Origin of the sequence: Streptomyces achromogenes subsp. achromogenes (assembly GCF_000720835.1) — a bacterium.
GTDB lineage: Bacteria > Actinomycetota > Actinomycetes > Streptomycetales > Streptomycetaceae > Streptomyces > Streptomyces achromogenes.
In genome coordinates, this window is record NZ_JODT01000027.1 from 1 (window position 1) to 26170 (window position 26170).

The following is a 26170-nucleotide window of genomic DNA, read 5'->3' on the forward strand; positions in this document are numbered from 1 at the left end:
AGAACCGCCTTCAGGCCATCGAACGGGACACCGACGTGGCCTAACGAGTGGTGCACATAACTTCGTACTCGGTGGTGCACTCACACGAGTACCTGGACAGAGGACCATCAAGCTGAACCATGCAACGGTCAGTCGGCTTTGGCGGGCGCTTCGGTCCGCGCCCGGGTCGAGGCGAGCCGGTAGGAGTCGGTGCCGGTCTCGATGATGGTGCCGTTGAAAGTCAGGCGGTCGACGATGGCCGCGCAGAGGCGAGGGTCGGTGAAGGTCTTGGTCCAGCCGCCGAAGGACTCGTTGGAGGCGATGGCGACGCTGTTCTTCTCCTCGCGTTCGGTGAGGACCTGGAGGAGGAGTTCGGCGCCGTGGCGGTCGAGCTCCATGTAGCCGAGCTCGTCGATACAGAGCAGGTCGACGCGGCCGTAGCGGGCGATGGTCTTGTTCAGCTGCTTCTCGTCGGCGGCTTCCACCAGCTCGTTCACCAGCTTGGTGGCGAACGTGTAGCGAACGCGGTAGCCCTGCATGGCGGCCTCGGCGCCCAGGGCGATGAGCATGTGGGACTTGCCGGTGCCGGAGTCGCCGATCAGGCAGAGCGGCTGGCTCTTCTTGATCCACTCGCAGCTGGCAAGGGTGTTAATCACAGCCGGGTCGATGTTGGGATTGGCGTCGAAGTCGAAGGTCCGCAGCGACTCGTCTCGGGGGAACCCGGCGGCCTTGATCCGGCGCTCCGAGCGGCGTCGGGCCCGGTCGTCGCATTCAGTCATCAGCAGCTCAGCGAGGAAGCCCCGGTAGGTCATCTGATCCTTCGCGGCCCGGTCGGCGATCTCGGCGAACTCGTTGCGGATCGACGGCAGCCGCAGCAGCCGGCAGGCGGTGTCGATGGCCGTGGTCGCAGCCTGCTCGGTCAGGTTCCGCTGGCGGGGCAAGGTGGTCATGGAGCTTCTCCTTCTCGCACGTCACCGCCGTCGGCGCGGCGGTGTCGGAGCAACTGGTCGTAGTGGGTCACTGAGGGCAGCGGCCCGGTGTCCGGCGGAAGATGGTTCAGCTTCCACTCGTGCAGGAAGGTCACGCTCGCCCCCGGCCCGGCAGTCGGCCGCTGCGTCTGGACCTCGGCGGCAGCGGGTTCCTCCTCGGCCTGAGCGGCTTTGCGAGCCTCCAGCGCGACCGCGTCCGCGGTCAGGGCCCCTGCCCGAAGAGCGGTGGCCAGGCCGGCGACGATGTGCTCGTGCGCGAGGTGACGGCCCAGCAGCAGCACCTCGATCAGAGCCCGGGTGCCCTCGGTGTCGCCGTGGGCCCGGACCGCCGCGGCCCACCAGGCGTCGTGGACCGGGGTGAACTTCCGCCTGGTCGAGCGCGGTCGCGCCGGGAAAGGCGCCCGGCTTGCGGATCAGAGCCTCCAGGTAGTGGTCCAGCTCCAGCCGGCAGCTGCCCTTGGGGATCAGCTGCTCATGCCGGGCCACCTCCACGTTCCTGTCGTAGACCACCAGGTGAGAGGCGTGCAGCAGCACCCGGACCCGCTTGCCGATCAGGCGGACCGGCACCGAGTAGCGGTTGGTGCGGACTGCGATTTGGCCGTAGCGGTCGACCCGCGGAGTGAACACCCGCCCCGTCTCGAACGGATCCTCCGGCAGCGGCAGCAGCCGCAGGCGCTCGTCCTCGAAGTACTCGTCGATCGTCGGGGCCCTGGCTCCGATCCGGCGCCGCCCGTCGTGCCGGTCCCACTGCTCGACCAGCTCGTTCAGCTCCGCCAGCGACTCGATCCGGAACCGGCACGAAGTGGTTGCGGCGGAAGTAGCCGATTTGCCCCTCGACGCCGCCCTTCTCGTGGGCGCCCTCGATGCCGGGCCGGCAGTAAAAGCTCTCGATCCCGAAGTGCGACTTGAAGGCGATCCATCGGTCAGCCTCCACCCGGGCCCGTCTCAGCCCCAGCACCCGGGCGACGGCCGCCTTCAGGTTGTCGTAGCGGACCTTGCTCCGCGGAACCCCGCCCAGCGTCCGCAGCGCGTGGACGTGGCCCTCGAAGAACGCCTCCTGCCCGCAGGAGGCGAAGACGCGGTGGACGGCCTTCCCCGAGTAGGACAGGCAGAAGGAAAACAGATAGCACGTCACCACCTCGCCGGCGAGCTTCACCGTCACGTCGCCGAAGTCGACCTCGGCCTCCATACCGGGCTGGTGCGTCTGCGGGACGAACGCCTCGATCGAACCCTTGCCCGACTCCACGAGGATCTGCGGCTTGCGGTCGGCAACGTAGCGGCGGACCTGCTGGTAGGAGACCTCGGCGCCGTGCTCTTCGACCAGGCGGTGAAAGATACGAGTGACCGTGTGCCGCTGCTTGCGCGGCGCGTCCAGGTCGGCCCCGCAGGGCCAGACCGAGTCCACGGCCTTCCTGATCGTCCGCCACGACACGTTGTACTTGCGCGAGATCTCCCGCATCGTCATGCCGTCTCGGTGGTCGCGCCGGATCGCAGCGTACAGCTCGACCTTCGACATCTGCGGCATGACCAGGGCCTTTCACCAGGAGCACCCCGATGCTGGCCTGGCAAGTACCCCGGTGACGTCGAAACTCGTGAACATCACCCGTCCGTGGTTCCGGGTGACTCCCAAACTCGTGAACAACTGACGTCACGACTCGTGATTAAAGCCAGTCGGCCTTCTCAGGGATGGTGTGGGCAATGCCGCGCCTTCGCAGGTAGGCACGGAAGCCGCGGGAGCTGTATGCCTTGTCCGCGATGACCTGGTCGGGCCTGCGGCGTGGCCGGCCCGGGCCGATGCGGGGAACGCGGATCCGCTTCAGCAGAGGGCGTGCGCAGACACTGTCGTGGCGCTGGCCGGGCGTGAGCAGGATCGCGAGTGGGCGGCCCTGGCCGTCGCAGGCGAGATGGACCTTCGTCGTCAGTCCGCCTCGGGACCGGCCGAGGGCGTGATCGTCCGGTTCGTCCCGCCGGTGCCTCCCCCTTTTCGACCGGTGGCAGCGGCATGCTGGTGGGCGCGGACGATGGTGGAGTCGATCTGGACCAGCCAGTCGATGTCGCCGGCCGCATCCGCCTGGGCCTGAATCTGTTGCAGGGCCCGGGTGAACACCCCGTCGAGGGCGTAACGGCGGAAGCGGGTGTACACGGTCTTCCACGACCCGTAGCGTTCCGGCAGGTCACGCCAAAAGATCCCGGTACGGATCTTGTAGACCATCCCATTGACGACCTGCCGGTCCTCCACGCGGGGCCGCCCCGTGGCGGTCCGGGGTATCAGTGGAGCGAGCAACTCCCACTCCAGGTCAGTGAGTTCATGACGGCGTACCACGACACCATGATCTATGACCCAGATGATCTTTGAAGACGGACCCTAGCCCAGTCGCACACCGATGGCTACGGTGTCCCGGGAGACGCAGGGGGGCGCGGTGCCTGACTACGTCTGCAAGCTGTGCGGTGAACCGGTGTCGGCCGAGTTCGGCCGCGAGATACGGGCGGCGGTCGCGCACGCCCAAAAAGCGGGGCATGCGAACGCCGGCCTCACGCACCCGAACAGCATCCACGCCCGGACAACACGGTGGACGGGGCCCCGGCGGGCAACCGCGCCGCGCCCCGGCCAGCCGCAAGGGTCCTTCCCGTCGCAACGCCGCGTGGTCTTCGGGCTGGTGTTGTTGGGGCTGGCGTTCGTTGCCGGTGTGACCATCGCCGAAGCGGTCGATGACGATCCCCCTGCGTTTCTCGGTTGCCATGAGCGCGTTATCCGCTGCTGATCTGCGGGGTCGGCCGCGGCTCCGACGTTCTCTTCTCGCCGCTCATCCCGGCCGCCTGGACGACGGACCGAGCCACCACGTTCATCAGCCGGGCCGCGGAGTCCTGCGCGGTGACCACCATAAAGGGAACCACCGAAGCCGCCGCTGAGAGTATCGGCCCATCGGTCCAGGGCGCCTTGAATCGAGCCACATGAAGTGGCATCCGGAATGGCCTATTCGCTCCTGTCTGCCGCGTCTGAAGTTCCGCCAGGATTTAGCAGGCTCGACGATCGCGGTCAATCATAGCGTGATCGTTGCTCAACTAGGAGAACGATCTAATGGCGTGAAGGAGGAAAAATGAATCAACTTTCCCACAGGGCAGCGCAAGCGTCCTTGGGAGGCGGCAAGCTGGGGCGTGTGGGCGCCGTATTCGCAGGGATTATACTTACGGTCGCGATGTTAGGGACTGCGGAGGCGCAGGAGAACTCACAGGTCGACAGCGTCAAGGCTGGCTTCATTGCAGAAGCCAGAGCGGCACACCTGAGCAGCGTTGAGGCCAGTGCCCTTCAGGCGAAAGTAGACAGCTTCATGGCAGGGGTCAAAGCGACGCAAGTGGCCCCCAACTTGATCAACCTGGCCGACGGTGGAACCATCTACGTGGCAGTACCCGGTGAGGCTCACTTCCGCGACCTGACGCCTGGCGACAACGAGATCACCTATGACCCCTGTGGTGGGGGTTCAGCTGATTCCGGGTACTTCTGCGCCTACGAGTCCCCGTACTTCGGCGGAAGCTCAATTCCCATGTATGCGTGCCACACCTACAACATTCCGTTCTACGGCGGGGGATCGTGGGATAACAATCAGTCCACTGGCACGAGGGCGAGGATGTTTAGCGGGTACAACAACGCTGGCACCCTGGTCTACACAACACCGGGCGCACGCAGCTACGACACCTATGGGGATTGGACACCTGTGGGTTCGGTAATCAACTGCTAGAGGCTGTCCCGTAACTGCTGGTCAGAGGTGAGATGATCTTTCCGTAGCTGGTGTGATCACGGCGTCGGAGCCCTCGTGGATAGGCCCGTTCACCGGACTGAGCCCACGGCAGTGCAACAAGCTGATCACCGCGCTGCGGCGCGAGGGAGCCGATCCAGTCCGCAAGGGCTGGCCGTGGTCGTTGCCGTTGGAGGACCGGGTGCTGCTGGTGGCCGCGTACTGGCGCACCAACCTCGCCTCGCGCCAACTCGCCCCGCTGTTCGGCGTGTCCAAGTCGGCGGCCGACCGGATCGTCGACCACCTCGGGCCGGCTCTCGCGCTCCGGCCCCGCAAGCGGTTCGCCAAGGACACCGTTCTCATCGTGGACGGCACCCTGGTGCCCACCCGCGACCACACTATCGCCGAGCGGTCGAAGAACTACCGGTATTCCACCAACCACCAGGTCGTCATCGGCGCCGATACCCGTCTTGTCGTCGTGGTCGGACGGCCGCTCGCCGGGAACCGCAACGACTGCAAGGCATGGGAGGAGTCCGGCGCCAAGGCCGCCGTCGGCAACACCCTCACCATCGCCGACGGCGGCTACCCGGGCACCGGACTACTCGTCACCCCCCACCGCCGCAAGCACGGCCAGAGCGAACTCCCGAACTGGAAAGAGGAACACAACAATCCCCACAAGCAGGTCCGGGCCCGCGTCGAGCACGTCTTCGCCCGCATGAAGACCCGGAAGATCCTCCGCGACTGCCGCTTCAAAGGCGACGGCGTCCACCACGCCATGCTCGGCATCGCCCGGATGCACAACCTCGCCGTCGCCGGATAGGTAAGCGTGCCTCACGGCGGCCCGCTTGCCCGAGGCGACTTCAAGATCTTTGCGGGACAGCCCTTAGGTGGCCTGGCCTGAATCGTCGGTCAGAGCAGCCGCGGTCAAGCTGAGGTGCTGGACCAGGACCGCGGCTGCGGTGTCGGCGTCGCGGGCCAGCACCGCCTCCTCCAGCCTGCGGTGTTCCTTGGCTCCGTCCCGGTCGGGGTTGCGGTGTGCCGACCAACGGCGGGCCAGCTCACTCGCGGTCCACAATCGGTCGAAGGTCTCCAGCAGTGCGCGGTTGCCACACCCCTCCAGCAGCGTGCGGTGGAAGGCTCTGTGAGCTTCGGCCCACGCAGCGGTGTAGTACTCACCCTCCTCCGGCGCGTATGCCGGAGTACGCACCAGACGATGGTGGGCGGCCCGCACCCGGGCCTCCCATTCGACGTCGCCACGCTCAACGGACATGCGCAGTACGACCGGTTCGACGGTCCTACGGGCTTCCGCGATCTCCTGCCAGCGGCGGTCGGAGAAGGACGGGACTGCGAAACCGCGGTTGGGCAGCCGGTCGGCGAGCCCCTCACCGACCACCCGCACGAGCGCCTCGCGCACCACGGCCAGGCTCACACCCTGCTCCTTGGCAAGATCCTGCGGCTTGAGAGGGGCGCCAGGGGGGTGGTCCCCGCGCATGATCGCATCCCGCAGGTGTGCGTAGACCCGTTCGGAAAGCATCTGCTTCCCCGGCGGGGTCGAGGAGTGCGCCGTCTGAGTCATGAGCCCATCCTAGACGATCTACGGATAATCGATTATTCATGTTACGGTCGATTAAGTGATCGATGAGGGACGTCCTCGTCCGGAAAGGAACGACAGCTGTGCCTGCCAACGACCCCTTCGCCCGCCTCCCCCAGGCGGCCTCGTTCACCGTCACCAGCACCACCGTCACCGACGGCGCCGCGTGGCCGCCCGAGCAGCACTCCTCCGGCCTGCCCGGCGGAAAGGACACATCCCCGCAACTGTCCTGGAGCGGCGCCCCGGACGGCACCAAGTGCTATGCCGTCACCGTCTACGACCCCGACGCCCCCACCGGGTCCGGGTTCTGGCACTGGGCGGTCGCCGACATCCCCGCCACCGTCACCGAGCTGCCCGAGGGCGCCGGCGACGACACCGGCTCACAACTGCCCGAGGGCGCCTACCAGTTACCCAACGACGCCCGCGTGGCCCGCTACATCGGCGCCGCCCCGCCGGCCGGACACGGCCCGCACCGTTACTTCGTCGTCGTGCACGCCCTCGACATCCCCGCGACGGGCGTCCCGGCCGACGCCACACCGGCCGTACTCGGCTTCACCATGGCCGGTCACACCCTCGGACGCGCCGTGCTGATCGCCACCGCCGAAACACCCGCCTGACAGCGCCGCCCGACTCCCGGAGACACCACCGCCATGCACCTCGACACTCTTCCCGACGACGCCCCCACCGGCGACGGCCCGATAGACCTGAACGCCGTCCGCGACGTCAGCCGCGCCGTCAGCGCCGCCCATCTGTTCATCTATCTCGTCCCCGAGACAGCCGAGGAAGCAGCCGAGCTCGGCGTGACCGACCGCGGGCCGGCGTATCTGGCCTTCCGGTCGGCCGCGATGGGCGCGGTTCCGTGGCAGGTCACGCTCGCGGCCTTTTACAACTTCAGCCCGCGGGCCGTGCGGGCCATGGCGGGCGTGTGGGACGCCGCGCCGCCGGAGCGGTGGCAGGCCGCCCGCTTCCTGGCCGCCGGCCGCGCGATGCGGCGCGTCAACGTACATTTCACGGATGACCACCTTGCCGAGGCGCGCTCACTGATCGACCCGGTCGTCGCCGGTGCCGACTACGCTGGCAAAGTGCTGGCCGCCGCGAACGCCTCGGTCGCGCTTCCCCCCGATCCTCTCGTCGCACTCTGGCAGCAGATCACGGTGGCGCGCGAGTGGCGCGGCGACGCCCATCTCGTCGTACTCGCCGACAACGGCCTCGGGCCCTGCGACTGCCTCGTTCTGCACACCGCAACCGGCGGCCTCCCCACAGCTCTGGCGCGAGCAACCCGCCGGTGGGACGACGAGGAGTGGAGCGCGGCGACGGCACGCCTCGTCGCGCGCGGCTGGCTCGACTCCCACGGCGTGGTCACCGACGCTGGCAGCGCGGCACGCGAGCGCATCGAAGTGGAGACAGACGAGCACTGCGCCGCGCTATGGGCACCGATCGGCAACGCAGGCGCCCGCCGCTTCGCCTCGCTCATCGCGCCGATCACCAACGCGTTCACCGCAGCAGGGATGTTTCAGACCGTTCGCGGATAATCTGATCTCGCATAAACGGTCCTTTGTGCGAGCAAGATCAACAGCAGGCCGCCGAACCCTCATCGGACCCGGATTCGTTCCCAGAACCCGTTCTCACGCAGCAGCGGGACGGACCCCCTTCTGAGACTTGCATTGTGCGACAATCCGCGCCCATGACGGACCCTCAGCAGCCTTCCCCGAATGATCGGTCGGACGCGGACGACGTTGAACAGCACGCCTGTCCGAAGTGTGATGCCCAGCCCGGCTCGCCGTGCCGCTCGCGCGGCGGCGCGGTCGCCTCGGCCTACCACACTCGCCGCTTCACCGTGGTGCCCCGGCTGAAGAAGGCGCTGCGAGTGCCGACCCCGGCCGACCGGGGTCCGGGCCGGCCGTGGCGGCCGGGCACCCGCCGCCAGCGCCAGTCGACCCGGACCTGCCGAGCGCCGACATCCGCATCGGGTACGCCCGGTGCTCGACGCTCGGGCAGGAACTCGACTCCCAGCTCGACGCGCTCAGCAAGCACGGCATCCCGAGGGACAAGATCTTCAGCGAGAAGATCAGCACCCAGGTGCGGGTCCGCCCCAAGTTCGAGGAGGCGCTGAGGACGGCGCGAGAGGTCAGGCACACGCCCCGCACTGCCGGTCATCTTCACCGTCTACGAAATGAAGCGGCTCGGCCGGGACGCCGCCGAGCTGACGGCGCTCGCCGACCACCTCACCGCGCACGGCCTGGTACTGGAGATGCCGGCCGGACCCCTGCCCGGCATCTACGACCCCACCGGTCCGGGGAAGCTGCCCTTCGCGTTCTTCGCAGCGATGGCGGAGACCGAGCGGGAGAACATCCGGGAGTCGACCCTGGAAGGGCTCGACACCGCGGCACACAAGGGCAAGCACCGCGGCCGGCCGCCAGTCATCACCGAGGACATGCCGCACACCGTGCTCCGCAGACGCGCGAACGGCGAGTCCGTCGAACAGATCCAGCCCGACCTGATCATCCCTACCGGCAAGCGCAAGGGGCAGAGCCCGTCCGTCGCCAGCATCTACCGCGCACTCGCCGAACACGAGAAACGGGTGGCGTACCCCGAAGCCATCGAACAGGCCCACGCCGACTTCGCCGCCCTCACCGACAGCGAGGTACCTGAACCGCGCACAAAAACCAAGGCCCTGACGACACGCTGAGTTACTTGTCACTTCACGGCAGCTGCGGGAGAACAGAGCCTATCTGGAGGGCCGTTCCATCGCCGCCCTCGCCCGCGACCACCACGTCAGCCGCGGCGCCATCCGCACCGCCGTCGCCGACCTCCTGCCCGAACACACCTCCGCCGACGAAGACGGCCCGAACGTTTGTTGACAGATGGGGCCCGTGCGGGGCTCCCGCCTGGATCGCTCTGGAGCAGAGTGCCTACCGCTTGAGCTCCCGTCTGAGCCCCAGTAGGTAGCCGGTAGCGCTGCGGCGCTGATCGGCGGCTGCCGCACGGGCGGATCGGGTGGAGGCCACCAGCTGGACGGCCACGGCTCCGCCCGCTCCAAGAAGCGGGGGGAGGTTCACGGTGTGGGCGCCGAAGGCTGCAAGCGCCGGCAGTTCCAGCGATCTGAGGCCGATGACTTCGCGGATGGGTTGCAGGCGCAAGGAGCGAAGCCCTCGTGTGAGGTCCTTCAGGGGTCGGCTGAGGTTGCGATCTGCCATGGCGGCGATCCGGGCCTGGACCACTGCCGGGTCGGCGACTTGGTCGAGAGCGGCGAACTGGGATCCGAGCTCATCCAGGTGGGCACGGAACGTGTCGAACTCGTCGGAGAGCCGCAACCGTGCTCTGACGATGTCCTTGGCCGGGATCTCTTCGATAGCCTGGGGAAGCACAGCCTGCACCGCTGCGGCGGCGTACACGCCGGCTGCCGGGGCCATGACGGGTAGGGCCGGGCGGGCGCGTCCGTTCTGACTGTTCGGCAACCACCAGCGGCCAGGGTTCGGCCCTGGGGCGGAAGGGCCCAGGAGTGCCTCCTCGAAGTCCGAGGCAGTCCAGCCAGGCAGCGCGAAGAGCGTGGGGTCGTCGGTCACGGGCACCAGGGCGTTGGCATGGGCGATCCGGTCAACAAGCGCTCGAGTGTAGACCGACACCAGATGCGGGTGGAGCCCGATCCAGTCGCCAACGGAGTTCTCTTCCGTGTGGGTCCCGATCGGGACCCACTCCCGGGACCGCACCACGAAGTTCCTGAAGGTGACCCACCAAGTCGTTGGAGTGATGGTGCCCAGCTGTGAGCGGTGGAGCCAGCCGAACGGGTCCAGGTGGACGACACCTGCGCGCGACCGATCGCTCAACATCTCGGACGGGAAGCCGTAGCGAGGAAGGAGCCGGGCTTCCTCCCGCTGCATAACCCCCTTCAGCTCCTGGGACACCTCGTCGGCGTATCGGGTCGGGTCGATGTCCGTGAAGAACCCCAACTCGTCACGGAGTACCTGTGCCGTGGCGGAATCGTGGAAGGAGTGACCGGGCGGGTGCACGCGGGCAAGACCCGGCAGGTACAGGGCTGCTCGCTTGAGCCACCCGTCGTCCCGCACATGGAAGTACGGGTAGTACAGGCCGACCGGCTCCACGTGTACCCCCTGCACAGCATCGGTCAGGTCCACCGCTGCCAGCGCGGCCACCCCCTGGGCTCGAACGCCTGAGCATCCACCTCGCCGGCCTCACGGTATGGAGCGGCGGACAACGCGACGGTAGCCCAGACCACTCCGGCCCGAAGGGAAAATCGAAGGATCCCCGCCCAGAGACCAAACCCCAAGACGTCGAGCATGCTGAACTTGATGTCCAGGCGGGCGTCGTAGGGGTCGGCCCGCACGAAGTGCGACGGGATCAGTTCTCAGCGGTCTTGTCCTCCCCCTCGTCGGCCTCCGCCGGGTCGCGCAGGGGCCTCAGCGCGCCGCCGACCGGGCCGGAACCGCGGAAGCTGTAGCGGCCCAGGACGTTCAGGTTGGCGTGCTTGAGCGGGGAGAGCCGGGCGACGTCCTCGGTGGACCTTGGTTGTCAGTCCTCCTCGGGATCGACCGAAGGCGCGATCGTCCGGTTTGTCCGGCCAGCACCTCCCCCTTTTCGACCGGTGGCGGCAGCATGCTGGTGAGCGCGGACAATGGTGGAGTCGATCTGGACCAGCCAGTCGATGTCACCGGTGGCGTCGGCCCGGGCCTGCATCTGCTGCAGGGCCCGGGTGAACACGCCGTCCAGAGCGTAGCGATGGAAGCGGGTGTAGACCGTCTGCCACGGCCCGTAGCGTTCGGGCAGGTCACGCCAGGAGATCCCGGTGCGGATCTTGTAGACCATCCCGTTGATGACCTGCCGGCCTGCCACCCGGGGTCGGCCTGTCGCCACCCGCGGTATCAGCGGAGCGAGCAACTCCCACTCCGGATCAGTGGGTTCATGGCGACGTATCACCCCGCCATGATCCACCACCCGATGATCTTTGAAGACGGACCCTAGCTCACGTTGACGATTCCGCTGGCCGCGCGGTAGCGCCATCCAGAGCCGAGGGTGTTGCAGTGGATGGTGGACCATCCATTGTTGCTGGCGTCGTTCCCCCTGAGCACCCGGCTCCTGCCGTCGGAGTGGTCGCAGTACGCCTTCACGTAGTAGACCCTTTGCGTCTGGCAGTGGGCGCCGAAGTAGTTCGAGTCGGAGCCAGGCGTGCAGTAGGACGGGATGCTGCGGGCTGAAACGGGCTCCGCCTGGGCGGGGGCGGTGAGGGCGAGCGATCCGAGCAGCGCTGCCCCTAACGAACCAGCGATCCGATGCGTAGCGCGCATGACAACTCCTCCAGTCGTGGGTCCCGTGCACCGAATGGATCGGGCCGGGTGTGGGGTTGGAGCTCCTCCCCGCTATTCGGGCAGGAGGAGCTGGTGAGAAACGGTCTGCCGTCAGCCGGGACGACCTCGACTGAGCAACCGGGCATCACTGAGACTGTTGACCGCTGAGGGGCGGGGCAACGGCCACCGGCTGTCCCGGACAGACTCGGGCTGTCCGGGCTGGTCAGAGCCTTGTCCGGATCCCACCCCAGACAGCCAGGCATGGCGGATTCCGCCGTTGTCCCCTCTGTTGAAGTGGAATCAGGTCGACATTGACGACTGGCCGGCCCACCAGTAGCCCCTCGGGGCCGAGCTGGTTCGAAGCACCACCTCGTCACCGACGGGCACGGCACTCCGCTCGCAGTCCTGCTGACCAGTGGCAACCGCAACGACGTCACCCAGCTCCTGCCGCTGCTCGACGCCATCCCGCCGGTCCGCGGTCGCGTCGGCCGGCCCCGCCGCAGGCCAGACTCCCTGTTCGCCGACCGCGGCTACGACCACGACATCCACCGCGACCAGGTCCGCGAACGCGGCATCGTGCCCGCGATCGCCCGGCGCGGAACACGACACGGCACCGGGCTGGGCACCTACCACTGGGTGCGCAGTTTTGCGTGGCTGCACGGCTTCCGGCGGCTGCGGATCCGCTGGGAACGGCGAGCCGACATCCACGAAGCCTTCCTCAGGCTCGCCTGCTGCCTGATCACTCAACGGCAGCTCCACTCATTGTGTTGCGTTGTCAGCCGATGAGGGCCTGGGTGATCTGCCGGGTGGTCTGCGCGGCGACCCGGGGGTTGGCGGCGGCGTAGGCGGTGTAGGCGTTCAGACCGGTGGCCAGAGCCCAGCCACGCCCCCGCATCCAAGTGGCATCGTCCACGCCGAGGGCATCGCGGAAGGCGGCTCGGCTGTCGGCCGTCATCAGGGTGAAGGCGATCATCAGGTCGCAGGCCGGGTCACCGGTGCCGAGCCCGCCGAAGTCGATGACGGCGCTGAGGCGGCCATCGACGGTCAGCAGGTTGCCGGTGTGGAAGTCGCCGTGAAACCACACCGGAGGGCGGTCCCATCCGGGGGCGCTCAGCGCCGCGTCCCACAGTCCGGTCATCGCTGCGGCGTCGAACATGCCATCGACCTTGGCGATGGCGAGCCGCGTCGCGCGGTCCCGGTCGGACAACGGCCGGCCGGTGAGGTCTTCCCGGATGTTCTCGGCTGGGGTGTCCTCAGGCGCGAACCGCTGCAGGGCGGTCAAGAACTGGGCCAGTTCAATGGCGGCCCTGGAGGAGTCGGCCAGCGCCTCGGCGGTCGCCACCTCTCCGTCCAGCCAGCGGGACACCGCCCAGGGCCACGGATAACCGAAGTCCGGGTCACCCACCCCTACCGGCACCGGGATGGCGAGGGGCAGGTGCGGGGCGAGTCGAGGCAGCCACTGGAATTCCTTCCTGGCTTGCCCGATGGCTCCGGCATGGCGGGGCAGCCGGACGGACAGCTCCTCGCCCAGCCGGTAGATCACATGGTCGGAGCCAGCCGGGCTGAACGGCTTCAAGGGCAGTCCCGCCCACTGCGGGAACTGAGTATCGACCAGACGCCTGACCAGTGCCCTATCGATCTTGGGGAGAGTGTCCGCAACTCTCACGGTTACCAAGAGCAGCTCCTGTGGCCGGCCCGGTCCCTGCGACGGGCAGTCGGAGCCATCACAGTGGTTCGCGGCTCCGCCTGTCGACCGAATTTCGCAACACACCCGGCGGCATGTGGCAGACCGTGATGTCCAAGCCCGTCTTGGCGGCCAGGGCGGCGAGTTCGGTCTTCCAGGCGCGGGTGCGGTAGCCGTTGGACCCGCCCCGTCCGCGGTGATCAGCAGGCGGGTGGCGGCCGGATAGTCGTGCCGGCCCCGGGCCTGCCACCAGCGGCGGCTGGAGGCGACAGCAAACGCGGCGGTGTCGTGATCAGTGCCCACGGTGCGCCCAGCCAGTGTTCGCGGCGATGTCATAGATCCCGTAGGGGATCGCCTTGCCCGGTCCCTGCCGGCCCAGGAAGTCGTGCGTATTGACCAGTACCGGCTCACCGGCAGGCCGCCACTGGTGACCTGGAACTGAGCGTCGCGGTCCGGGTGCTGCCTGCCCTCGAGGGTCTTGGCACCGGCCTGCAGGCTGAAGCCCTCTTCCCGCAGCAGATCCCCGACCGTGCCCGCACTCACTTGGGGAAGGCGGGGTTCGACCCGCGCGGCGGTTGAGTACAGGCACCCTTGCGTACCGACACCGCTCACGACACCCCGCATCCACGACCGATACCCGGCCGGCCCCGGGCCGCCGACGCACCTGGTCGCATCGCACACATCTGGGCGTGGACCCACCGCCACGCCCCGCCACCCGGATACGTCCGCTCCAGCGCGAACTGCTGAGCCCGCGAGGCGTCGCTCCAGCCCCGTCGGACGCACTTCGCGTAGTCGATCACAGCCCGTTTCGGAACCTGTGACCTCCGGGCCGGTTCGCTTCGGTACGGCTGTCCAGGGGTTGGCCCCGTACCAGGTCCTCGGCGTCCCGCGTCAACGCCCCGGTCCCGGCCGGCGGACGACGTCGTCCGCCGAATGCGTACCGGTCGCCGGTGTCTCCCCGCCATCGGCGAGCGGTCGGGCCGCGTAGGTGATGCGGACGACACCGTCGGCGTGCTCTTCGGTGGTGGCGCGGACGCCGAAGACCTCGGCGAGGAGATCGGGGGTGAGCACTTCCAGGACCGGTCCCGCCGCTGCCACGGCTCCTTCGCTCAGGACGACCAGGTGGTCACAGAGGCGGGCGGCGAGGTCGAGGTCGTGCAGGACGGCGAGGGTGGTGACGCCCGTGGCCCGGATGAGGTCGAGGAGTTCGAACCGGGCCCGGATGTCCAGGTGGTTGGTGAGCTCGTCCAGCACCAGGAGCTGGGGGTCCTGGGCGAGCGCGCGGGCCAGCAGGACACGTTGGCGTTCCCCGCCGGACAGGGAGGCGTAGTCGCGGTCGGCGAAGGGCCGTACGCCGCAGCGGTCGATGGCACCGGAGACGGCGTCGCGGTCATCGGGCCCGTCGCGGCCGAGCAGCCCGTGGTGCGGGGCGCGGCCGAGGGCCACGACCTCGGCGACCGTCAGGCCCGTGGTGTTGCCGCCGGCATCCTGGAGGACGGCGGCGGTACGTCGGGCCGCGACGCGGGGGGACAACTCCCACACGTCGTCCTCGCCCACCCTGACCGCCCCGTCCGCCGGGCGCAGGGAGCGGTAGACAGCGCGCAGCAGGGTGGATTTGCCGCTGCCGTTGGGGCCGACGAGGCCGACGATGTCGCCCGCGCGGACCTCCAGGCTCACGTCGCGCAGGACCGGGTTGTGGTCCAGGGTGATGTGGAGACGGTCGACGGTGAGTCTCATGGGTCAGTCCAGGCCCTTGTTGCGGCGCAGCAGCCAGAGGAAGAAGGGGGCGCCGAGCAGGGCGGTGAGGATGCCCAGCGGCAGTTCGTTGGGGCGGTCGAGGGTGCGGGACAGCAGGTCCACGAGCACCAGGTAGACGGCGCCGAGCAGGGCGGTCAGGGGCAGCAGGCGGCGGTGGTCGGCGCCCGTGGTGAGGCGCACGAGGTGGGGGATCATGAGGCCGACGAAGCCGATGCCGCCGGCGACGGCGATGACCGTGCCGGTCAGCAGCGCGCTGAGGACCAGCAGGACGGCACGCAGCCGGTTGACGTCGACACCGAGCGCGGTGGCGGATTCGTCGCCGGCCAGCAGGACGTTGAGGCGCCGGCCGAACAGGGTGAGGAGCGTCGTGGTGACGAGCACGACCACGGTGACCGCGGGGACTTGGTCCCACTCGGCTCCGGCCACGCTGCCCAGCATCCAGAACATGACCGTCCGCAACTCGGCCGGCGTCGCGTGGAGCTGGACGTAGCTCGTCGCCGAGAGGAAGACGTAGCCGATGGCGACGCCCGCCAGCACCAGCCGGACCGGCGCCAGCCGCCCTCGCCGCTGGCCGAGCACGAAGACCAGCGCACCCGCGACGACCGCGCCGAGGAAGGCCGCCGCGGAGACCCCGAGGCCGGCGAGCGCCGCGCCGCCGCCCAGGGTGATGACGAGGACCGCGCCGAGCGTGGCGCCGTAGGAGAACCCGAGCACGACGGGATCGGCCAGCGGGTTGGACACCACGGTCTGCAGGACGGCGCCGGTCACGGCCAGGCCCGCGCCGACCACGGCCGCCAGCACCACTCGCGGGGTGCGGAAGTTCCAGACGATCTGGTCGAGCGTGGGGTCGGAGGGCGCCGTGCCCGCCCCGGTGACGTGGTGGAGAACCACTCCCCACACGTCACCGACCGGGACGTTGACGGCACCGATGCTGATCGCCACGATCATGGTGGCGGCCAGCGCGAGGGGCAGGAGCGTGAACGCCAGCGGGACCTTGATCCGGCTCAGAAGGCGTCGGGGTGCAGCATCTTCGCGACCCGCTCCACGGCCAGGTCGTTGCTGGGGCCGAGGTACATCGAGTCGGACAGCGTCACGTACGTGTTGTTCTCGGCTGCCGGCCACTGGGGGAACTCCTTGAGCAGTTTCTTGGCGTAGGCCGCCGGGTCCGGGTCGTTGTAGCCGATGACGACGAGGGCGTCCACGTCGGTGGCGGCCACCTTCTCCTTGCTCAGGTCGGCGAAGGTCGTCCTGGCGGTGTCCTCGAAGGCGTTGGTGCCGCCGGCCTTCGCGAGGATGTCGTTGACGATGCCGTTGGCGACGACCGAGCTGAAATCGTTGCTGCCCATGGACATGTTGGAGAAGAGCACCATCACCTTGGGCTTCTTCTCGTCCCGGACCTTGTTCGCCACCGCGGCGATGTTCTTCTCGGAGGCGGCGATCAACTTCTCGGCCCTGTCGCCGACGCCAAAGATCTTGCCCATGTCACGCAGCAGTCGGTAACTGTCGGTGATGGTCATCTTCGAGGGGTCGTCGTGGCAGCCCTGCGGCGAGACGTAGGTGTTGGCGCCGGCTTTCCTGAGCTGCTCCCGGGTGGCGAAGCCGTTCTTCTGGTCGAAGCCGTAGGTGGTGACGGACAGGACGAGATCGGGGCGCAGGCCGATCATCGATTCGCGCGGGATGTCGTAGGCGTCGTTGAGCCGGACGTCACCGGTGGGCAGCTTCTTGATGGCCTCGGCACGGCCCGCGACCTCGGACATGCCGTATTTCTGCTGGTTGGCGACGATCCTGTCGCCCAGGCCGAGGGCGAGCAGCGTGGAGACCTCGGCCACGGATGCGCCGTTCATGACGACGACACGGCTGGGGGCCTTCTCGAAGGTCTGCTTCTGGCCGCAGTTGTCCAGGGTGACCGGGTAGCCGGTCCCGGCGGCCGCGCTTTCGGTGGACTCGGCACGCGATCCGACGTCCGGCGAGGGATCGTCGCACGCCGCGGTGAGCAGACAGAGGGCCGCGGCCAGGGCGACGGCGGTCGGCCGGTTCATCGGCATGTGGGCTCCTTGCGAAAGGCCCGGGCGCGTGGCCCGACTGGTTCTGCTGCAGTAGTCGGCGCGAGGTGGCCGTGAGTTCCGGCAGCCCAGGGTCTTTTCGCGGGTACGCGAGGACGGGCCGACAAGGTGGACGCCCACGGACGGCCGTGGCCCCCCGAGGAGGAGCGGCTCGCCGTGTACGGCGTGCGTGGTGGAAGTGGGCGCGCCCGAGACCGCCCGGTGGATCGGATGCAGTCCGGTGCCCGTCAGCGGGCCGGCGGCGACGCCGGTCAGGGCGCGGTGATCCAGTGCCCGAAAAGCCCGGGCGGTCGTGGCCGCCGACGAGCGGTTCGGTCGTCGGCGTGATCGGGGCCGGGCTCCGTCCGGGTGCGCCGGCACCGTCCTCGGCCACTGCGGCCTGTGTGCGGCAGCGGCCGGCAGGGCCGCGGTCGGCGCGTACGGGCTCGTGCCCAGGCAACGCCCCGGGGCCTGCCGCCCGCATAACCGGATTCAGCAGCCGGCCTTCACGGGCGAGGTCCTCATCCTGCGCGCCGCCCGGGCCCGCCGGTGCCGTGTCCGCCGCCGTCACCCGATTCCGGGGCGGACGACCAGGGCCAGGGCCTTCACGCGTCCGCTGTGCTCGAAACGGAGGGTGAAGGGTATGCGGTCGCCGATCTGCCAGCGGGTGGCCGCCGGTACGGTCACGTCGCTGGTGAGCGGGGACATGGTGAGGGTGGCGGACGCGGGGACGGTCAGGGAGTCCGTGGGCCGGCGGTAGGCGGCTCCGCCGGCGGTCATCCGGTGGCCGCTGAGGGAGATGTCCCCGATGACCGCCGGTGAGGTCACCTCGACGAGTCGGTCCTGGGCTCCACCGGAGTTGGTGAGGGTGAAGAAGGCGGCGGTCTCCGGGACTCCCTCGGAGGGGAGGAAGAGCCGCGCGTCGCTGACGCCGATGCGCGCGGGAGTACCGGCGTTCCCGGTGGTGGTCCAGACCGCGAGGCCGCCCAGTGCGAGGGCGCAGGCGCAGACCGGGGCGAGGGCGGCCAGGGCGGTGTCCGCGAGGCGGCGGCGGGTGGGTGTCCAGGCGTGGTGGGTCATCGGGGGGCCTTCACCTGCGAGTTGGCGGGAAGCGGTCGCTGGACGCGTGTCCGGGGCGGGGCGGCTCGGCTGTCACCGTGTGACCCGGACGGGTGACGGGCGCCGACGGTCGTGGGACGGGGACGGCCGCCAGGTGCGCAGGCGCAGGCTGTTCGCGACCACGAGCACGGAGCTGACGGACATCGCGGCGGCGGCCGGCATCGGGTTCAGCAGGCCCACCATGGCCAGGGGGACGGTGAGGACGTTGTAGCCGAACGCCCACAGCAGGTTGGCCCGGATGGTGGCCAGCGTGCTGCGGGAGAGGCGGACCGCGTCGGCGAGCGCGTCGATGTCGCCGCGGACCAGGGTGACATCGGCGGCGCCGATCGCCACGTCGGTGCCGGTGCCCATGGCGATGCCCAGGTCGGCGCCGGCCAGGGCGGCGGCGTCGTTGACGCCGTCGCCCACGACGGCCACCCGGTGGCCCTCCGCGCGCAGTGCGCGGACGAGTGCGGCCTTGTCCTCGGGGGTGCAGCGGGCGTGGACGTCCTCGATGCGGAGGTCCGCGGCGACGGTGCGGGCGAGTGCCTCGTGGTCGCCGGTGGCCAGCACCGGACGTATCCCCAGGCGCTTGAGCCGGTCCACGGCCCGGTAGCTGCCGGAGCGCAGGACGTCCCCGACCTCGATGATCGCCTGGGTCTCGCCGTCGACGCGGACCATGACGGGTGTGCGGGCGGACGCCTCGGCGGCGGCCAGCGCCTCGGCCAGGGGGGCGGGCAGGGCGCCGTCCGGGATCAGTACTTCGACGAGGCGTTCCTCGACGTGGCCGCGCACGCCGTGTCCCGGCAGGGCGGTGAAGCCGGACACGTCCGGCAGCGGCTGCCGCGGCGCTGCCTGCGCGGTACGGCGGGCGTAGGCGGTGACGGCCCGTCCCAGGGGGTGTTCCGAGCCCTGCTCGACGGCACCCGCCAGCCGGATCGTTTCCTCTTCGCCGATGCCGCCCGGGACGGCCGTGACCCGGGTGACGCTCATGTGGCCGGAGGTCAGTGTTCCGGTCTTGTCGAGCACCACCGCGTCGAGGTGCCGCAGCCCTTCCAGTGGCCTTGGTCCGCTGACCAGGACGCCCAGTTGGGCGCCACGGCCGGTGGCGGCCATCAGGGCGGTGGGGGTGGCGAGGCCGAGCGCACACGGGCAGGCGACGACGAGGACGGCCACGGAGGCGGTGACAGCGGCCTGGACGTCCGCACCGGCGCCCAGCCAGAAGCCGAGGACGGTGGCGGCCAGGGTGAGGACGACGGGTACGAAGACACCCGCGACCTTGTCGGCGAGGCGCTGCGCCCGTGCCTTGCCGGCCTGTGCCTCGGTCACCAGGCAGGTGATGCGGGCCAGTTGGGTGTCGGCGCCGACGGCGGTGGCGCGGACCAGGAGCAGTCCGCCGACGTTCACGCAGCCGCCGACGACCGCCGTGCCGGGGCCCGCCTCTGCCGGTTCGCTCTCCCCGGTGACCAGGGAGAGATCCACTGCGGAACTGCCCTCCGTGACGGTCCCGTCGGCGGCCACGCGTTCTCCGGGCCGTACGACGAAGACCTGGCCCACCCGCAGCTCCTCGATGGGGATGAGGTGTTCACCCGCGCCATCGCGCACGGCGACCTCCTTGGCGGCCAGCCGCGCCAGGGAGCGCAGGGCGACTCCGGTGCCGCGCCGGGCCCGTGCCTCCAGGTACCGGCCCGCCAGGACGAACAGGGGAACACCGACGGCGGCTTCCAGATAGATGTGGGCCGTCCCGCCGGAGGCGGCCGGCACCAGGGTGAAGGGCATGCGCATGCCGGGGTCACCGGCCCCGCCGAGGAAGAGGGCGTAGGAGGACCAGAGGAAGGAAGCCAAGACGCCCAGCGACACCAGGGTGTCCATGGTCGCCGCCGAGTGCCGCAGCGCACGTGCCGCCCGCTGGTGGAACGGCCAGGCGCCCCACACCACGACGGGTGCGGCCAGGACGAAGCACAACCACTGCCAGTTACGGAACTGCCAGGCGGGCACCATCGACAGGACCAGCACGGGCACGGAGAGGAGGGCGGTGACCGCCAGTCGGCCGCGTTCCCGCCCGGGTTCCTGTCCCGCTTCTCCGTCCGTGCCGTCTCCGTCCGGGCGGCTGCGCCGGTCCTGGAGCGGTTCGGGCAGCGCGGCGGTGTACCCGGCCTGTTCGACGGCCGCGACCAGCTGTTCCGGAAGCACCTCGGCCGGATGGTGCACACGGGCGCGGCCGGTGGCCAGGTTCACGCTGGCGGTGACCCCGTCCAGTCTGCCGAGCTTCTTCTCCACCCGCTTCACGCAGGCGGCGCAGGTCATGCCGCCGACGGCGAGGTCGGTCACCACCTCCAGGGACGTGGTCTCGTTAGTCATCGGTGCCCGTTCCCGTGGTCCATGTCCATGCCGTCCATGCCGTCCATGCCGCCGATGTCGGCGCCACCGCCTCCGTGACCGTCCTGAGTGCTTACGGGACCGTGCATCCCCGGTGCGACGGGGCCGACGCCCTTGCCCACGGCGTAGGACGCGACGAACACCAGCACCAGCAGGACGAGGAATCCGCACAGGGCGGGAGGGGGGAGGAGCCGGCGCAGCGGCCCGGCCTGCGGGCCGGCAGCGGATTGCCGGGTCTGCGGCATCTGTGGCATCTCCCGATCGCGTCACACGGCTTGTCCGGCGTTCCGTCGACCGGTGCCGTACCGGTTGAGGAGTCGGACCGCTCGGCGGGCCAGTTCCCCGACCATCGCGTGACGTACGTCACGAGGAGAGTCTGGCGGGGCGGCCCCGACGGACCGGCGCCCGGAGCGCCGCGCGGCCCCTCCCTCATGACGTCGGATGGAGCGGGCGTCCGGTTCCGGACCAACGGCCGACGGCTGAAGCACCACCGGGCATGCGGTGGCACACCCGGAAACGACGTGCAACGGCTCTCCCGTCCCGCGGCGTGTCACCCGGGCGGCCACGGGTAAGCCACTGCCATCATCCCTCCCCCATCCCGCCCACTGGTCCTACGGAGGCAACTGTCATGACCGGTCTTCACGGCATCGAGCCGGTGGCGACGTTCTGCGGAGAGTGCAACTGCGGATGTCCCCAGCTCTTCGTCGACCCGTCCGCGCCCGCGGACCGCCGGATCGTACTGACCGACGACTTCGGGCAACGCGTGGAGATGAGCGCCGATCAGTTCGGATCGCTCATCGCCGACGCCAAGGACGGCAAGCTCGACAGCGTGGTCAAGTCCTGAGCCCTGGGAGAAAGCCCGCGCGTCCCCTCACACGAGGAGGACGAACATGACCGTCATGCCCAGCGCCATCGCGGCGTGGCACGCGGGTTCCAGGGCCGCGAACGCGGCGTCGGCCACCGGCACCGGGGCGCCTGCGGCGACCACCGGCTGCCGGAGGCGGGCGTGGTCGAGGGCGCGGGCCAGCCAGACCACCCCGAGCACCGCCAGCACCAGGGCGAGCAGGCCCGCCACCGTTCTCGGCCCCGTACCGGCCAGGCTCATGGAGGCCAGCCCCGAGCCGTCGGACATGTCCATCCCCGGCATGTCGTGATGTCCGCCCGCTCCGCCGTGGCCCGCCATCGCGCCGGAGGAGCCCATGGCCGCGACCATCCAGGCCATGGCGCCCGTCATCAGGGCATGCGGCCAGGCGGCCATCACCGCCCCGGCCCGGGAGCGGTCACCGGCCCGGAACGGGGCGGCGGCCACGAACCACAGCGCTCCCGCCGTGAACACCACGACCTGCGGCACGGCCGGCAGGTCCATTCCCCAGGGCCAGGCCATCGCGGCCATGAGCGCGCCCATCGCGGCGTGCAGCGCGTGGTCCACCCGCGCGGCGAGGTTCGTCGCGGGCAGGGCCAGCCGCCACAGCCCGTACCCGACGGGAACGGCGAACACCAGCGTCAGGATCCAGCGCAGTCCGTCCGCGGCGATCACACGATCACCCGTCCCCCGCGCCGCCGTACCACGCCCGCCGTCACGTCCACGAGGAGGAAGGCCAGCAACGGCAGGCCGAAGAGGGGGACGTAGTAGCCGACGACCGCAGCCGCGGGCACGACCGGGGCCAGGACGCGTCCCGGTATCCGTCGCCAGGCACCGCGCGCGGGCGCACGGCCGAGCGTGAAGCCCTCGGTCCGGGTCGGCCGGCGCAGCCACCACATGCGGTAGCCCCAGAGGACCATCGCGATCAGGCCGAGGGCGAGCAGGGCCAGGGCGATCTGGTTGGCGAGGCCGAAGAGCAGGCCCATGTGGGCGTCGATGCCCCAGCGGGTCAGCTTGGCCAGGACCGGGAAATCGTCGAAGCGCAGGGTCTCGGTCACCTTGCCGGTGGCCGGGTCGACGGCCACCGAGTCCTGCCGCGACGGCCAGGAGCGGGTGTTCTCCTTCACCACGTACGCGCTTCCCGGCTCGGTGGGCGGGGTGACGACCAGGACACCGCTCAGGCCGGCCCGGTGCGCGGAGGCGACCGCCGCGTCGATGCCGACGTCCTTCGTTCCCGCACCGCCCGCGCTGCCGCCGCCGGCGGCGGGGAGGGCCGTGGAGACGGACGGGGTGGAACCGCCCAGGGCGTCCTGGATCCGCCCGATGCCCGTCCCCGCGTGGGCGGACCAGGTCAGACCGGTCGCCGACAGACCGAGCAGGCCGATCGAGGCCCACAGGCCCACCGCTCCGTGCCAGGGCAGGGTGCGCTTTCGGCCCTTGACCCCGCCGCGCGGCACGACCAGACGCCGCAGCCGCTGCCGGTTGCGCGGGGTACCGGCCCACAGGGCGAGGCCGCCGAGTACCTCCACCCACAGCCAGCTCGCGGCGATCTCGCTGTAATTGCGGCCGAACTCGCCCAGGTGCAGGTTCCGGTGCAGGTCGTCGAGCCAGGCCCGGGCGGGCAGCCACTGGCCGTACGTCTTCAGGGTGCCGAGGACCTCGTGGTCGTACGGGTCGACGAAGGCGGTCATCGAGTAGCCCTCGGGCAGGCCGTCCTCGCTGAAGGTGACACGGGTGGAGTCGGTGGGCCCGGCGCCCTTGGTGACCGACAGCAACGTGCCGTCGGGGACCGCCCACCGCGCCGCGGCCACCTGCGTAGAGAGCGGGTCCGCCATGCCTCGCGGGGTCACCTTCAGCTCGTGTTCGTAAAGGACCGACTCGATCTGCGGAGTCGCGGTGTACGCGAGTCCCGTCACCGCGGCGACGAGGAGGAACGGGCCGATGAGCACGCCGGCGTAGAAGTGCAGACGGAGCAGCAGCGGCCTCGCTTCGCTCCAGAGGCCGGCGGTGGATGCGGCCGGCGGAGGGTTCTGTCCGGCGGTGACCGGCCGGCTCGGCGGTGCGTCGGCCTCGGACTCCGGGTGCGCGGGGCGCGTCACCGGCGTGGGGGCCGGCGGTATCCGGCTTTCGGGCATCTCGGGCTCTTCTCTTCCCCTGGTGCTGGTGTCGGCCGAAGTGGGTGGCCGCACGAGGAGTCGGGGGCATGCCGCCCGGGGTTCCCGGCGCTGCGGGTGAGGCAGGTCACCCGGTGGCCGATGACCGGCTCCCGCGCGAAAGCCGGAGCAGGAGGCGGTCATCGGCCGGGACGCCCGGGCGGATGGGCGTCCGCCCGGGCCGTCAGGCCATGGCGGGCTCCGTCGGCCGGGGGACGGCGTCGGGTTCGTCCGCCATCCACTCGGCCAGCGAGGAGCGGGCGCGGGACACCCGGGAGCGGACGGTGCCGACCGGGCAGCGGCTGACCTCGGCCGCTTCCGCGTACGGCAGGCCCAGGAGCTGGGTCAGCACGAACGCCTCCCGCCGGTCGCCGGGCAGGGCGTCGAGCAGTTCCATGAGGGCGACGCCCTCCTCGAAGCCCGGCAGGCCGGCCGGCTGTGCTCGTTCCGCCGCGCTCTGCCAGTCCTCGGTGTGGGCCTGCCGGGGGCGGCAGGCGGCGCGGCGGAGGCTGTCGGCGACCGCGCGACGGGCGATCGACAGCAGCCAGACGCGCGCCGAGGAACGCCCCTCGAAGCGGGGCAGGGCCGTCAGCGCACGCAGGAACGTTTCCTGGGTGAGGTCGTCCGCCGCCGCCTGGGCGTCGTCGGCGAGGTACGCCACGTAGCGCCGCACGTCGCGCTGGAGGGCCCGGACGAAGCGGTCGACCGCTTCGCCGTCACCACCGGCGGCGGCGAGCGCCCAGGCGGTGACCGTCTCGTCGGTCACGGCGGGCAGGGCAGGGGTCATGGTCCCGTGGTCCTTCCTGGGGTTCCGTGCGGGCAGGCCGGACGTGCCCGGAGGGAGGAGGGCACTCGGCGGTCGCACGGGTGAGGTGGAATCCGTCGGCGCGGGGCGCGGACGGGACCGCCGCCACACGGACGCGGGGGCGGTGAGCCGGCTGTCAGACGACAGCGGTCACCGCGGGAGGACCTCGGGTGGTGAGGGTGTGGACGAGCAGGAACTGCCGCGGTCGCCGCCGGGACCGCGGGGACGGCCGGAAGGACGGCGGGGCGGGGGGTGCCAGGAGCAGGGCCAGCACCAGCCGCAGGGGCACGAAGGCTCGGTCGGCGCAGGCGCGGACCAGCTTGAAGACCGCGCTCTCACCCTGGGCCAGCCACAGCCCGCACAGGACGGCGGCCAGCAGGTGGGCGGCCGGCATGCCCCACGAAGGCATACCGGCCATGTGCCCCATGTCGTGCATGCCGATCACACCGGTCATGCCCATGGACGCCATGTCGTGGCCCATGGGCATGGCGTGGTCCATCGCCATGGCATGGCCCATCGGCGCCATGGCGTCGGTGCCGTGGATGGCCAGGTGGTCCACGTGGCGGGTCAGGCCGGCCTGCGCGGCGACGTCATAGGCCCGGGCGGCCTGCTCGGGGGTGGGGGCGGGGCCGCACAGCAACTGCCCGGCCCACTGCTGCGCCGCGTCGGGCGCCACCACGGCCGGTCGGCTGCCGGACTGCGCGAGCGTGAAGGCGATGTGCAGGCAGGTCTGGACGGCAACGGTCAGACCAGCCACCGTCCGGCGCCGGCGCTCGTGGGCGCCGAAGATCCAGCCGACGGCGCCGACCCCGGCGGCGCCGGAGAGGAGCGCCCACCAGGGCAGCCCCTCCCCGGACATCAGGACGTGGCCGACAGCGGCGAGCAGCACGCAGACGGCCGCGAACACCGCGGCCCGCACCACACGCAGGAACCCGCCGACGGACATGACGGCCATCCTGGCACCCGGCGGGCGAGCACCGGCACGGGGGACCCCGTTACCGCTCGGCCGCCGGAATAGGGGTCAGGCCGCCGCGTCCACCGGACCGCCCGGATCGGCCCGCTCGGCCTCGCACAGCAGTCGCGTGAGTGTGGCGCGTGCCCGGGCGACTCTGGACCGGACCGTTCCGACCGGACAGCCGCTGAGCCGGGCCGCCTCCGCGTAGGGCACACCGACGAGCTGGGTCAGGACGAACGCCTCACGTCGTTCGGCGGGCAGGGCCTCCAGCAGTTCGGTGAGCGCGATGCCGTCGTCGAATCCCGGCACCCCGCGCTCCTGGACGCTCTCGGCGGCGTTCGCCAGTCGTCGACGTCGGCGAGCCGGGGCCGGGCGGATGCGTACCGATAGCTGTCGATCACCGCGCGGCGGGCGATGGACAGCAGCCAGACGCGGGCCGACGAACGCCCCTCGAAACGGTGCAGACTGCCCAGGGCCCGCAGGAACGTGTCCTGGGCCAGGTCGTCGGCGCACTGCGGGTCGGCGCTCAGGTGCGCGACGAAACGCCGGACGTCCCGTTGGAGGGAGCGGACGAAGTTCTCGACTGCTTCCGGGTCACCGCCGCGGGCGGCGAGCGCCCAGGTCGTTATCGACGCGTCGTCGGACCTCCTTTGCGCGCGTGTACTCGTGGGCCGTGACGTTTCGCCGCATGCTGCGGGCAGGGCAGGACTGATCACCTGGTGTCCTTCTCGGCAGGCCGGAGATCCGGCACGCGGATCCGGCGACCGGACCGGGCTGGGCCGCACGGGCCGCGTGACCGGGCCGGCGAGGGCGTAGGGACGGATGCACGCCCGGGGTG

At 70.4% G+C, this 26170-nt stretch carries 24 protein-coding genes and 7 pseudogenes; 10 read left to right on the plus strand and 21 right to left on the minus strand.

What is annotated here, in order from left to right; translation table 11 throughout:
• Positions 1-128: 128 nt before the first annotated feature.
• The 4 genes and pseudogenes from istB to IH25_RS42475 form a co-directional block, all read right to left on the minus strand.
• Entirely contained in the window at positions 129-929 is an 801-nt protein-coding gene (gene istB, locus IH25_RS0125770) for an IS21-like element helper ATPase IstB (protein ID WP_030615227.1), read from the minus strand.
• Positions 926-2484 (minus strand): annotated as a pseudogene (gene istA / locus IH25_RS37800) (IS21 family transposase). The gene istB and the pseudogene istA overlap by 4 nt, the downstream one beginning before the upstream one ends.
• A 145-nt stretch (positions 2485-2629) precedes the next feature.
• A complete protein-coding gene (locus IH25_RS43115; protein ID WP_078844417.1) occupies positions 2630-2890 on the minus strand; it encodes a transposase in 261 nt (86 codons plus the stop codon).
• Positions 2887-3291: an IS5 family transposase gene (locus IH25_RS42475; protein WP_030615229.1), complete on the minus strand. Its 405-nt coding sequence runs from the start codon at positions 3289-3291 to the stop codon at positions 2887-2889. The genes IH25_RS43115 and IH25_RS42475 overlap by 4 nt, the downstream gene beginning before the upstream one ends.
• A 97-nt stretch (positions 3292-3388) precedes the next feature.
• On the opposite strand from IH25_RS42475, the gene IH25_RS0125785 reads away from it, so the two are divergent.
• From IH25_RS0125785 to IH25_RS0125795, 3 genes are all read left to right on the plus strand, one after another.
• Complete coding sequence (locus IH25_RS0125785) at positions 3389-3730, plus strand: hypothetical protein (RefSeq protein ID WP_157847007.1); 342 nt, start codon at positions 3389-3391, stop codon at positions 3728-3730.
• Positions 3731-4066: 336 nt separating this feature from the next.
• On the plus strand, positions 4067-4705 hold the full coding sequence (locus tag IH25_RS39810; RefSeq protein WP_245172881.1) for a hypothetical protein: 639 nt from the start codon (positions 4067-4069) through the stop codon (positions 4703-4705).
• A 52-nt stretch (positions 4706-4757) separates the two neighbouring features.
• Positions 4758-5522: an IS5/IS1182 family transposase gene (locus IH25_RS0125795; protein WP_030615236.1), complete on the plus strand. Its 765-nt coding sequence runs from the start codon at positions 4758-4760 to the stop codon at positions 5520-5522.
• Between the two features lie 63 nt (positions 5523-5585).
• Here IH25_RS0125795 and IH25_RS0125800 read toward each other — a convergent pair whose 3' ends face one another.
• Positions 5586-6278 carry a GntR family transcriptional regulator gene (locus IH25_RS0125800; RefSeq protein ID WP_030615239.1) on the minus strand — a complete coding sequence of 231 codons (693 nt, stop codon included), beginning with the start codon at positions 6276-6278 and terminating at the stop codon, positions 5586-5588.
• Positions 6279-6376: 98 nt separating this feature from the next.
• Between IH25_RS0125800 and IH25_RS0125805 the strand changes: the two genes are divergently transcribed.
• The 5 genes and pseudogenes from IH25_RS0125805 to IH25_RS37805 all read left to right on the plus strand — a co-directional run bounded on the left by IH25_RS0125805 (position 6377) and on the right by IH25_RS37805 (position 8982).
• Positions 6377-6910, plus strand: a complete 534-nt coding sequence (locus IH25_RS0125805) for a YbhB/YbcL family Raf kinase inhibitor-like protein (RefSeq protein ID WP_030615241.1) — start codon at positions 6377-6379, stop codon at positions 6908-6910.
• Between the two features lie 33 nt (positions 6911-6943).
• The gene (locus tag IH25_RS0125810) at positions 6944-7825 is read left to right on the plus strand and encodes an SCO6745 family protein (protein WP_030615243.1); all 882 of its coding nucleotides are present in this window, start codon (positions 6944-6946) and stop codon (positions 7823-7825) included.
• Between the two features lie 152 nt (positions 7826-7977).
• Positions 7978-8160 (plus strand): annotated as a pseudogene (locus IH25_RS43300) (zinc finger domain-containing protein); the annotation flags it as partial.
• A gap of 35 nt (positions 8161-8195) precedes the next feature.
• A pseudogene (locus tag IH25_RS42870) lies at positions 8196-8360 on the plus strand (recombinase family protein); the annotation flags it as partial.
• 106 nt (positions 8361-8466) lie between these two features.
• Positions 8467-8982 carry a recombinase family protein gene (locus tag IH25_RS37805; RefSeq protein ID WP_280842528.1) on the plus strand — a complete coding sequence of 172 codons (516 nt, stop codon included), beginning with the start codon at positions 8467-8469 and terminating at the stop codon, positions 8980-8982.
• 223 nt (positions 8983-9205) lie between these two features.
• Here the strand turns inward: IH25_RS37805 and IH25_RS0125825 are convergent, their stop codons facing one another.
• The 3 genes and pseudogenes from IH25_RS0125825 to IH25_RS41290 all read right to left on the minus strand — a co-directional run bounded on the left by IH25_RS0125825 (position 9206) and on the right by IH25_RS41290 (position 11596).
• Positions 9206-10429 carry a DUF6236 family protein gene (locus tag IH25_RS0125825; RefSeq protein WP_157847008.1) on the minus strand — a complete coding sequence of 408 codons (1224 nt, stop codon included), beginning with the start codon at positions 10427-10429 and terminating at the stop codon, positions 9206-9208.
• Between the two features lie 380 nt (positions 10430-10809).
• Positions 10810-11348: pseudogene (locus IH25_RS0125835) on the minus strand (IS5 family transposase); the annotation flags it as partial.
• Positions 11270-11596 (minus strand): hypothetical protein, encoded by a 327-nt coding sequence (locus IH25_RS41290; RefSeq protein WP_030615250.1) that lies wholly within the window; start codon positions 11594-11596, stop codon positions 11270-11272. The pseudogene IH25_RS0125835 and the gene IH25_RS41290, both read right to left, overlap by 79 nt.
• A 324-nt stretch (positions 11597-11920) precedes the next feature.
• Between IH25_RS41290 and IH25_RS39815 the strand changes: the two are divergent.
• Positions 11921-12382: pseudogene (locus tag IH25_RS39815) on the plus strand (IS5 family transposase); the annotation flags it as partial.
• Here IH25_RS39815 and IH25_RS0125850 read toward each other — a convergent pair.
• The 8 genes and pseudogenes from IH25_RS0125850 to IH25_RS0125885 all read right to left on the minus strand — a co-directional run bounded on the left by IH25_RS0125850 (position 12372) and on the right by IH25_RS0125885 (position 20802).
• Positions 12372-13271 carry an aminoglycoside phosphotransferase family protein gene (locus IH25_RS0125850; RefSeq protein WP_030615256.1) on the minus strand — a complete coding sequence of 300 codons (900 nt, stop codon included), beginning with the start codon at positions 13269-13271 and terminating at the stop codon, positions 12372-12374. The pseudogene IH25_RS39815 and the gene IH25_RS0125850 overlap by 11 nt on opposite strands.
• Before the next feature lie 67 nt (positions 13272-13338).
• Positions 13339-13826 (minus strand): annotated as a pseudogene (locus tag IH25_RS39820) (ISAzo13-like element transposase-related protein); the annotation flags it as partial.
• A 345-nt stretch (positions 13827-14171) separates the two neighbouring features.
• Positions 14172-15017: an ABC transporter ATP-binding protein gene (locus IH25_RS0125860; protein WP_051754109.1), complete on the minus strand. Its 846-nt coding sequence runs from the start codon at positions 15015-15017 to the stop codon at positions 14172-14174.
• A gap of 3 nt (positions 15018-15020) precedes the next feature.
• Positions 15021-15986, minus strand: coding sequence for a FecCD family ABC transporter permease (locus IH25_RS0125865; RefSeq protein WP_030615263.1), 966 nt, complete (start codon positions 15984-15986; stop codon positions 15021-15023).
• Positions 15987-16042: 56 nt separating this feature from the next.
• On the minus strand, positions 16043-17083 hold the full coding sequence (locus tag IH25_RS0125870; RefSeq protein ID WP_030615266.1) for an ABC transporter substrate-binding protein: 1041 nt from the start codon (positions 17081-17083) through the stop codon (positions 16043-16045).
• A 564-nt stretch (positions 17084-17647) separates the two neighbouring features.
• The gene (locus tag IH25_RS0125875; protein WP_030615269.1) at positions 17648-18160 is read right to left on the minus strand and encodes a copper chaperone PCu(A)C; all 513 of its coding nucleotides are present in this window, start codon (positions 18158-18160) and stop codon (positions 17648-17650) included.
• A 72-nt stretch (positions 18161-18232) separates the two neighbouring features.
• Complete coding sequence (locus IH25_RS0125880) at positions 18233-20539, minus strand: heavy metal translocating P-type ATPase (protein ID WP_030615272.1); 2307 nt, start codon at positions 20537-20539, stop codon at positions 18233-18235.
• Positions 20536-20802, minus strand: coding sequence for a hypothetical protein (locus IH25_RS0125885; RefSeq protein ID WP_030615275.1), 267 nt, complete (start codon positions 20800-20802; stop codon positions 20536-20538). The genes IH25_RS0125880 and IH25_RS0125885 overlap by 4 nt, the downstream gene beginning before the upstream one ends.
• Before the next feature lie 383 nt (positions 20803-21185).
• Between IH25_RS0125885 and IH25_RS0125890 the strand changes: the two genes are divergently transcribed.
• Entirely contained in the window at positions 21186-21401 is a 216-nt protein-coding gene (locus tag IH25_RS0125890) for a hypothetical protein (RefSeq protein WP_030615277.1), read from the plus strand.
• Between the two features lie 27 nt (positions 21402-21428).
• On the opposite strand, the gene IH25_RS0125895 is transcribed toward IH25_RS0125890, so the two are convergent.
• From IH25_RS0125895 to IH25_RS37810, 5 genes and pseudogenes are all read right to left on the minus strand, one after another.
• Entirely contained in the window at positions 21429-22094 is a 666-nt protein-coding gene (locus tag IH25_RS0125895; RefSeq protein ID WP_030615280.1) for a DUF5134 domain-containing protein, read from the minus strand.
• The gene (locus IH25_RS0125900) at positions 22091-23554 is read right to left on the minus strand and encodes a PepSY-associated TM helix domain-containing protein (RefSeq protein ID WP_030615282.1); all 1464 of its coding nucleotides are present in this window, start codon (positions 23552-23554) and stop codon (positions 22091-22093) included. The genes IH25_RS0125895 and IH25_RS0125900 overlap by 4 nt, the downstream gene beginning before the upstream one ends.
• A 202-nt stretch (positions 23555-23756) precedes the next feature.
• Positions 23757-24359 carry a sigma-70 family RNA polymerase sigma factor gene (locus IH25_RS0125905; RefSeq protein WP_030615285.1) on the minus strand — a complete coding sequence of 201 codons (603 nt, stop codon included), beginning with the start codon at positions 24357-24359 and terminating at the stop codon, positions 23757-23759.
• 154 nt (positions 24360-24513) lie between these two features.
• Positions 24514-25323, minus strand: a complete 810-nt coding sequence (locus tag IH25_RS0125910; RefSeq protein ID WP_030615287.1) for a hypothetical protein — start codon at positions 25321-25323, stop codon at positions 24514-24516.
• Between the two features lie 75 nt (positions 25324-25398).
• A pseudogene (locus IH25_RS37810) lies at positions 25399-26048 on the minus strand (sigma-70 family RNA polymerase sigma factor).
• Positions 26049-26170 lie beyond the last annotated feature (122 nt).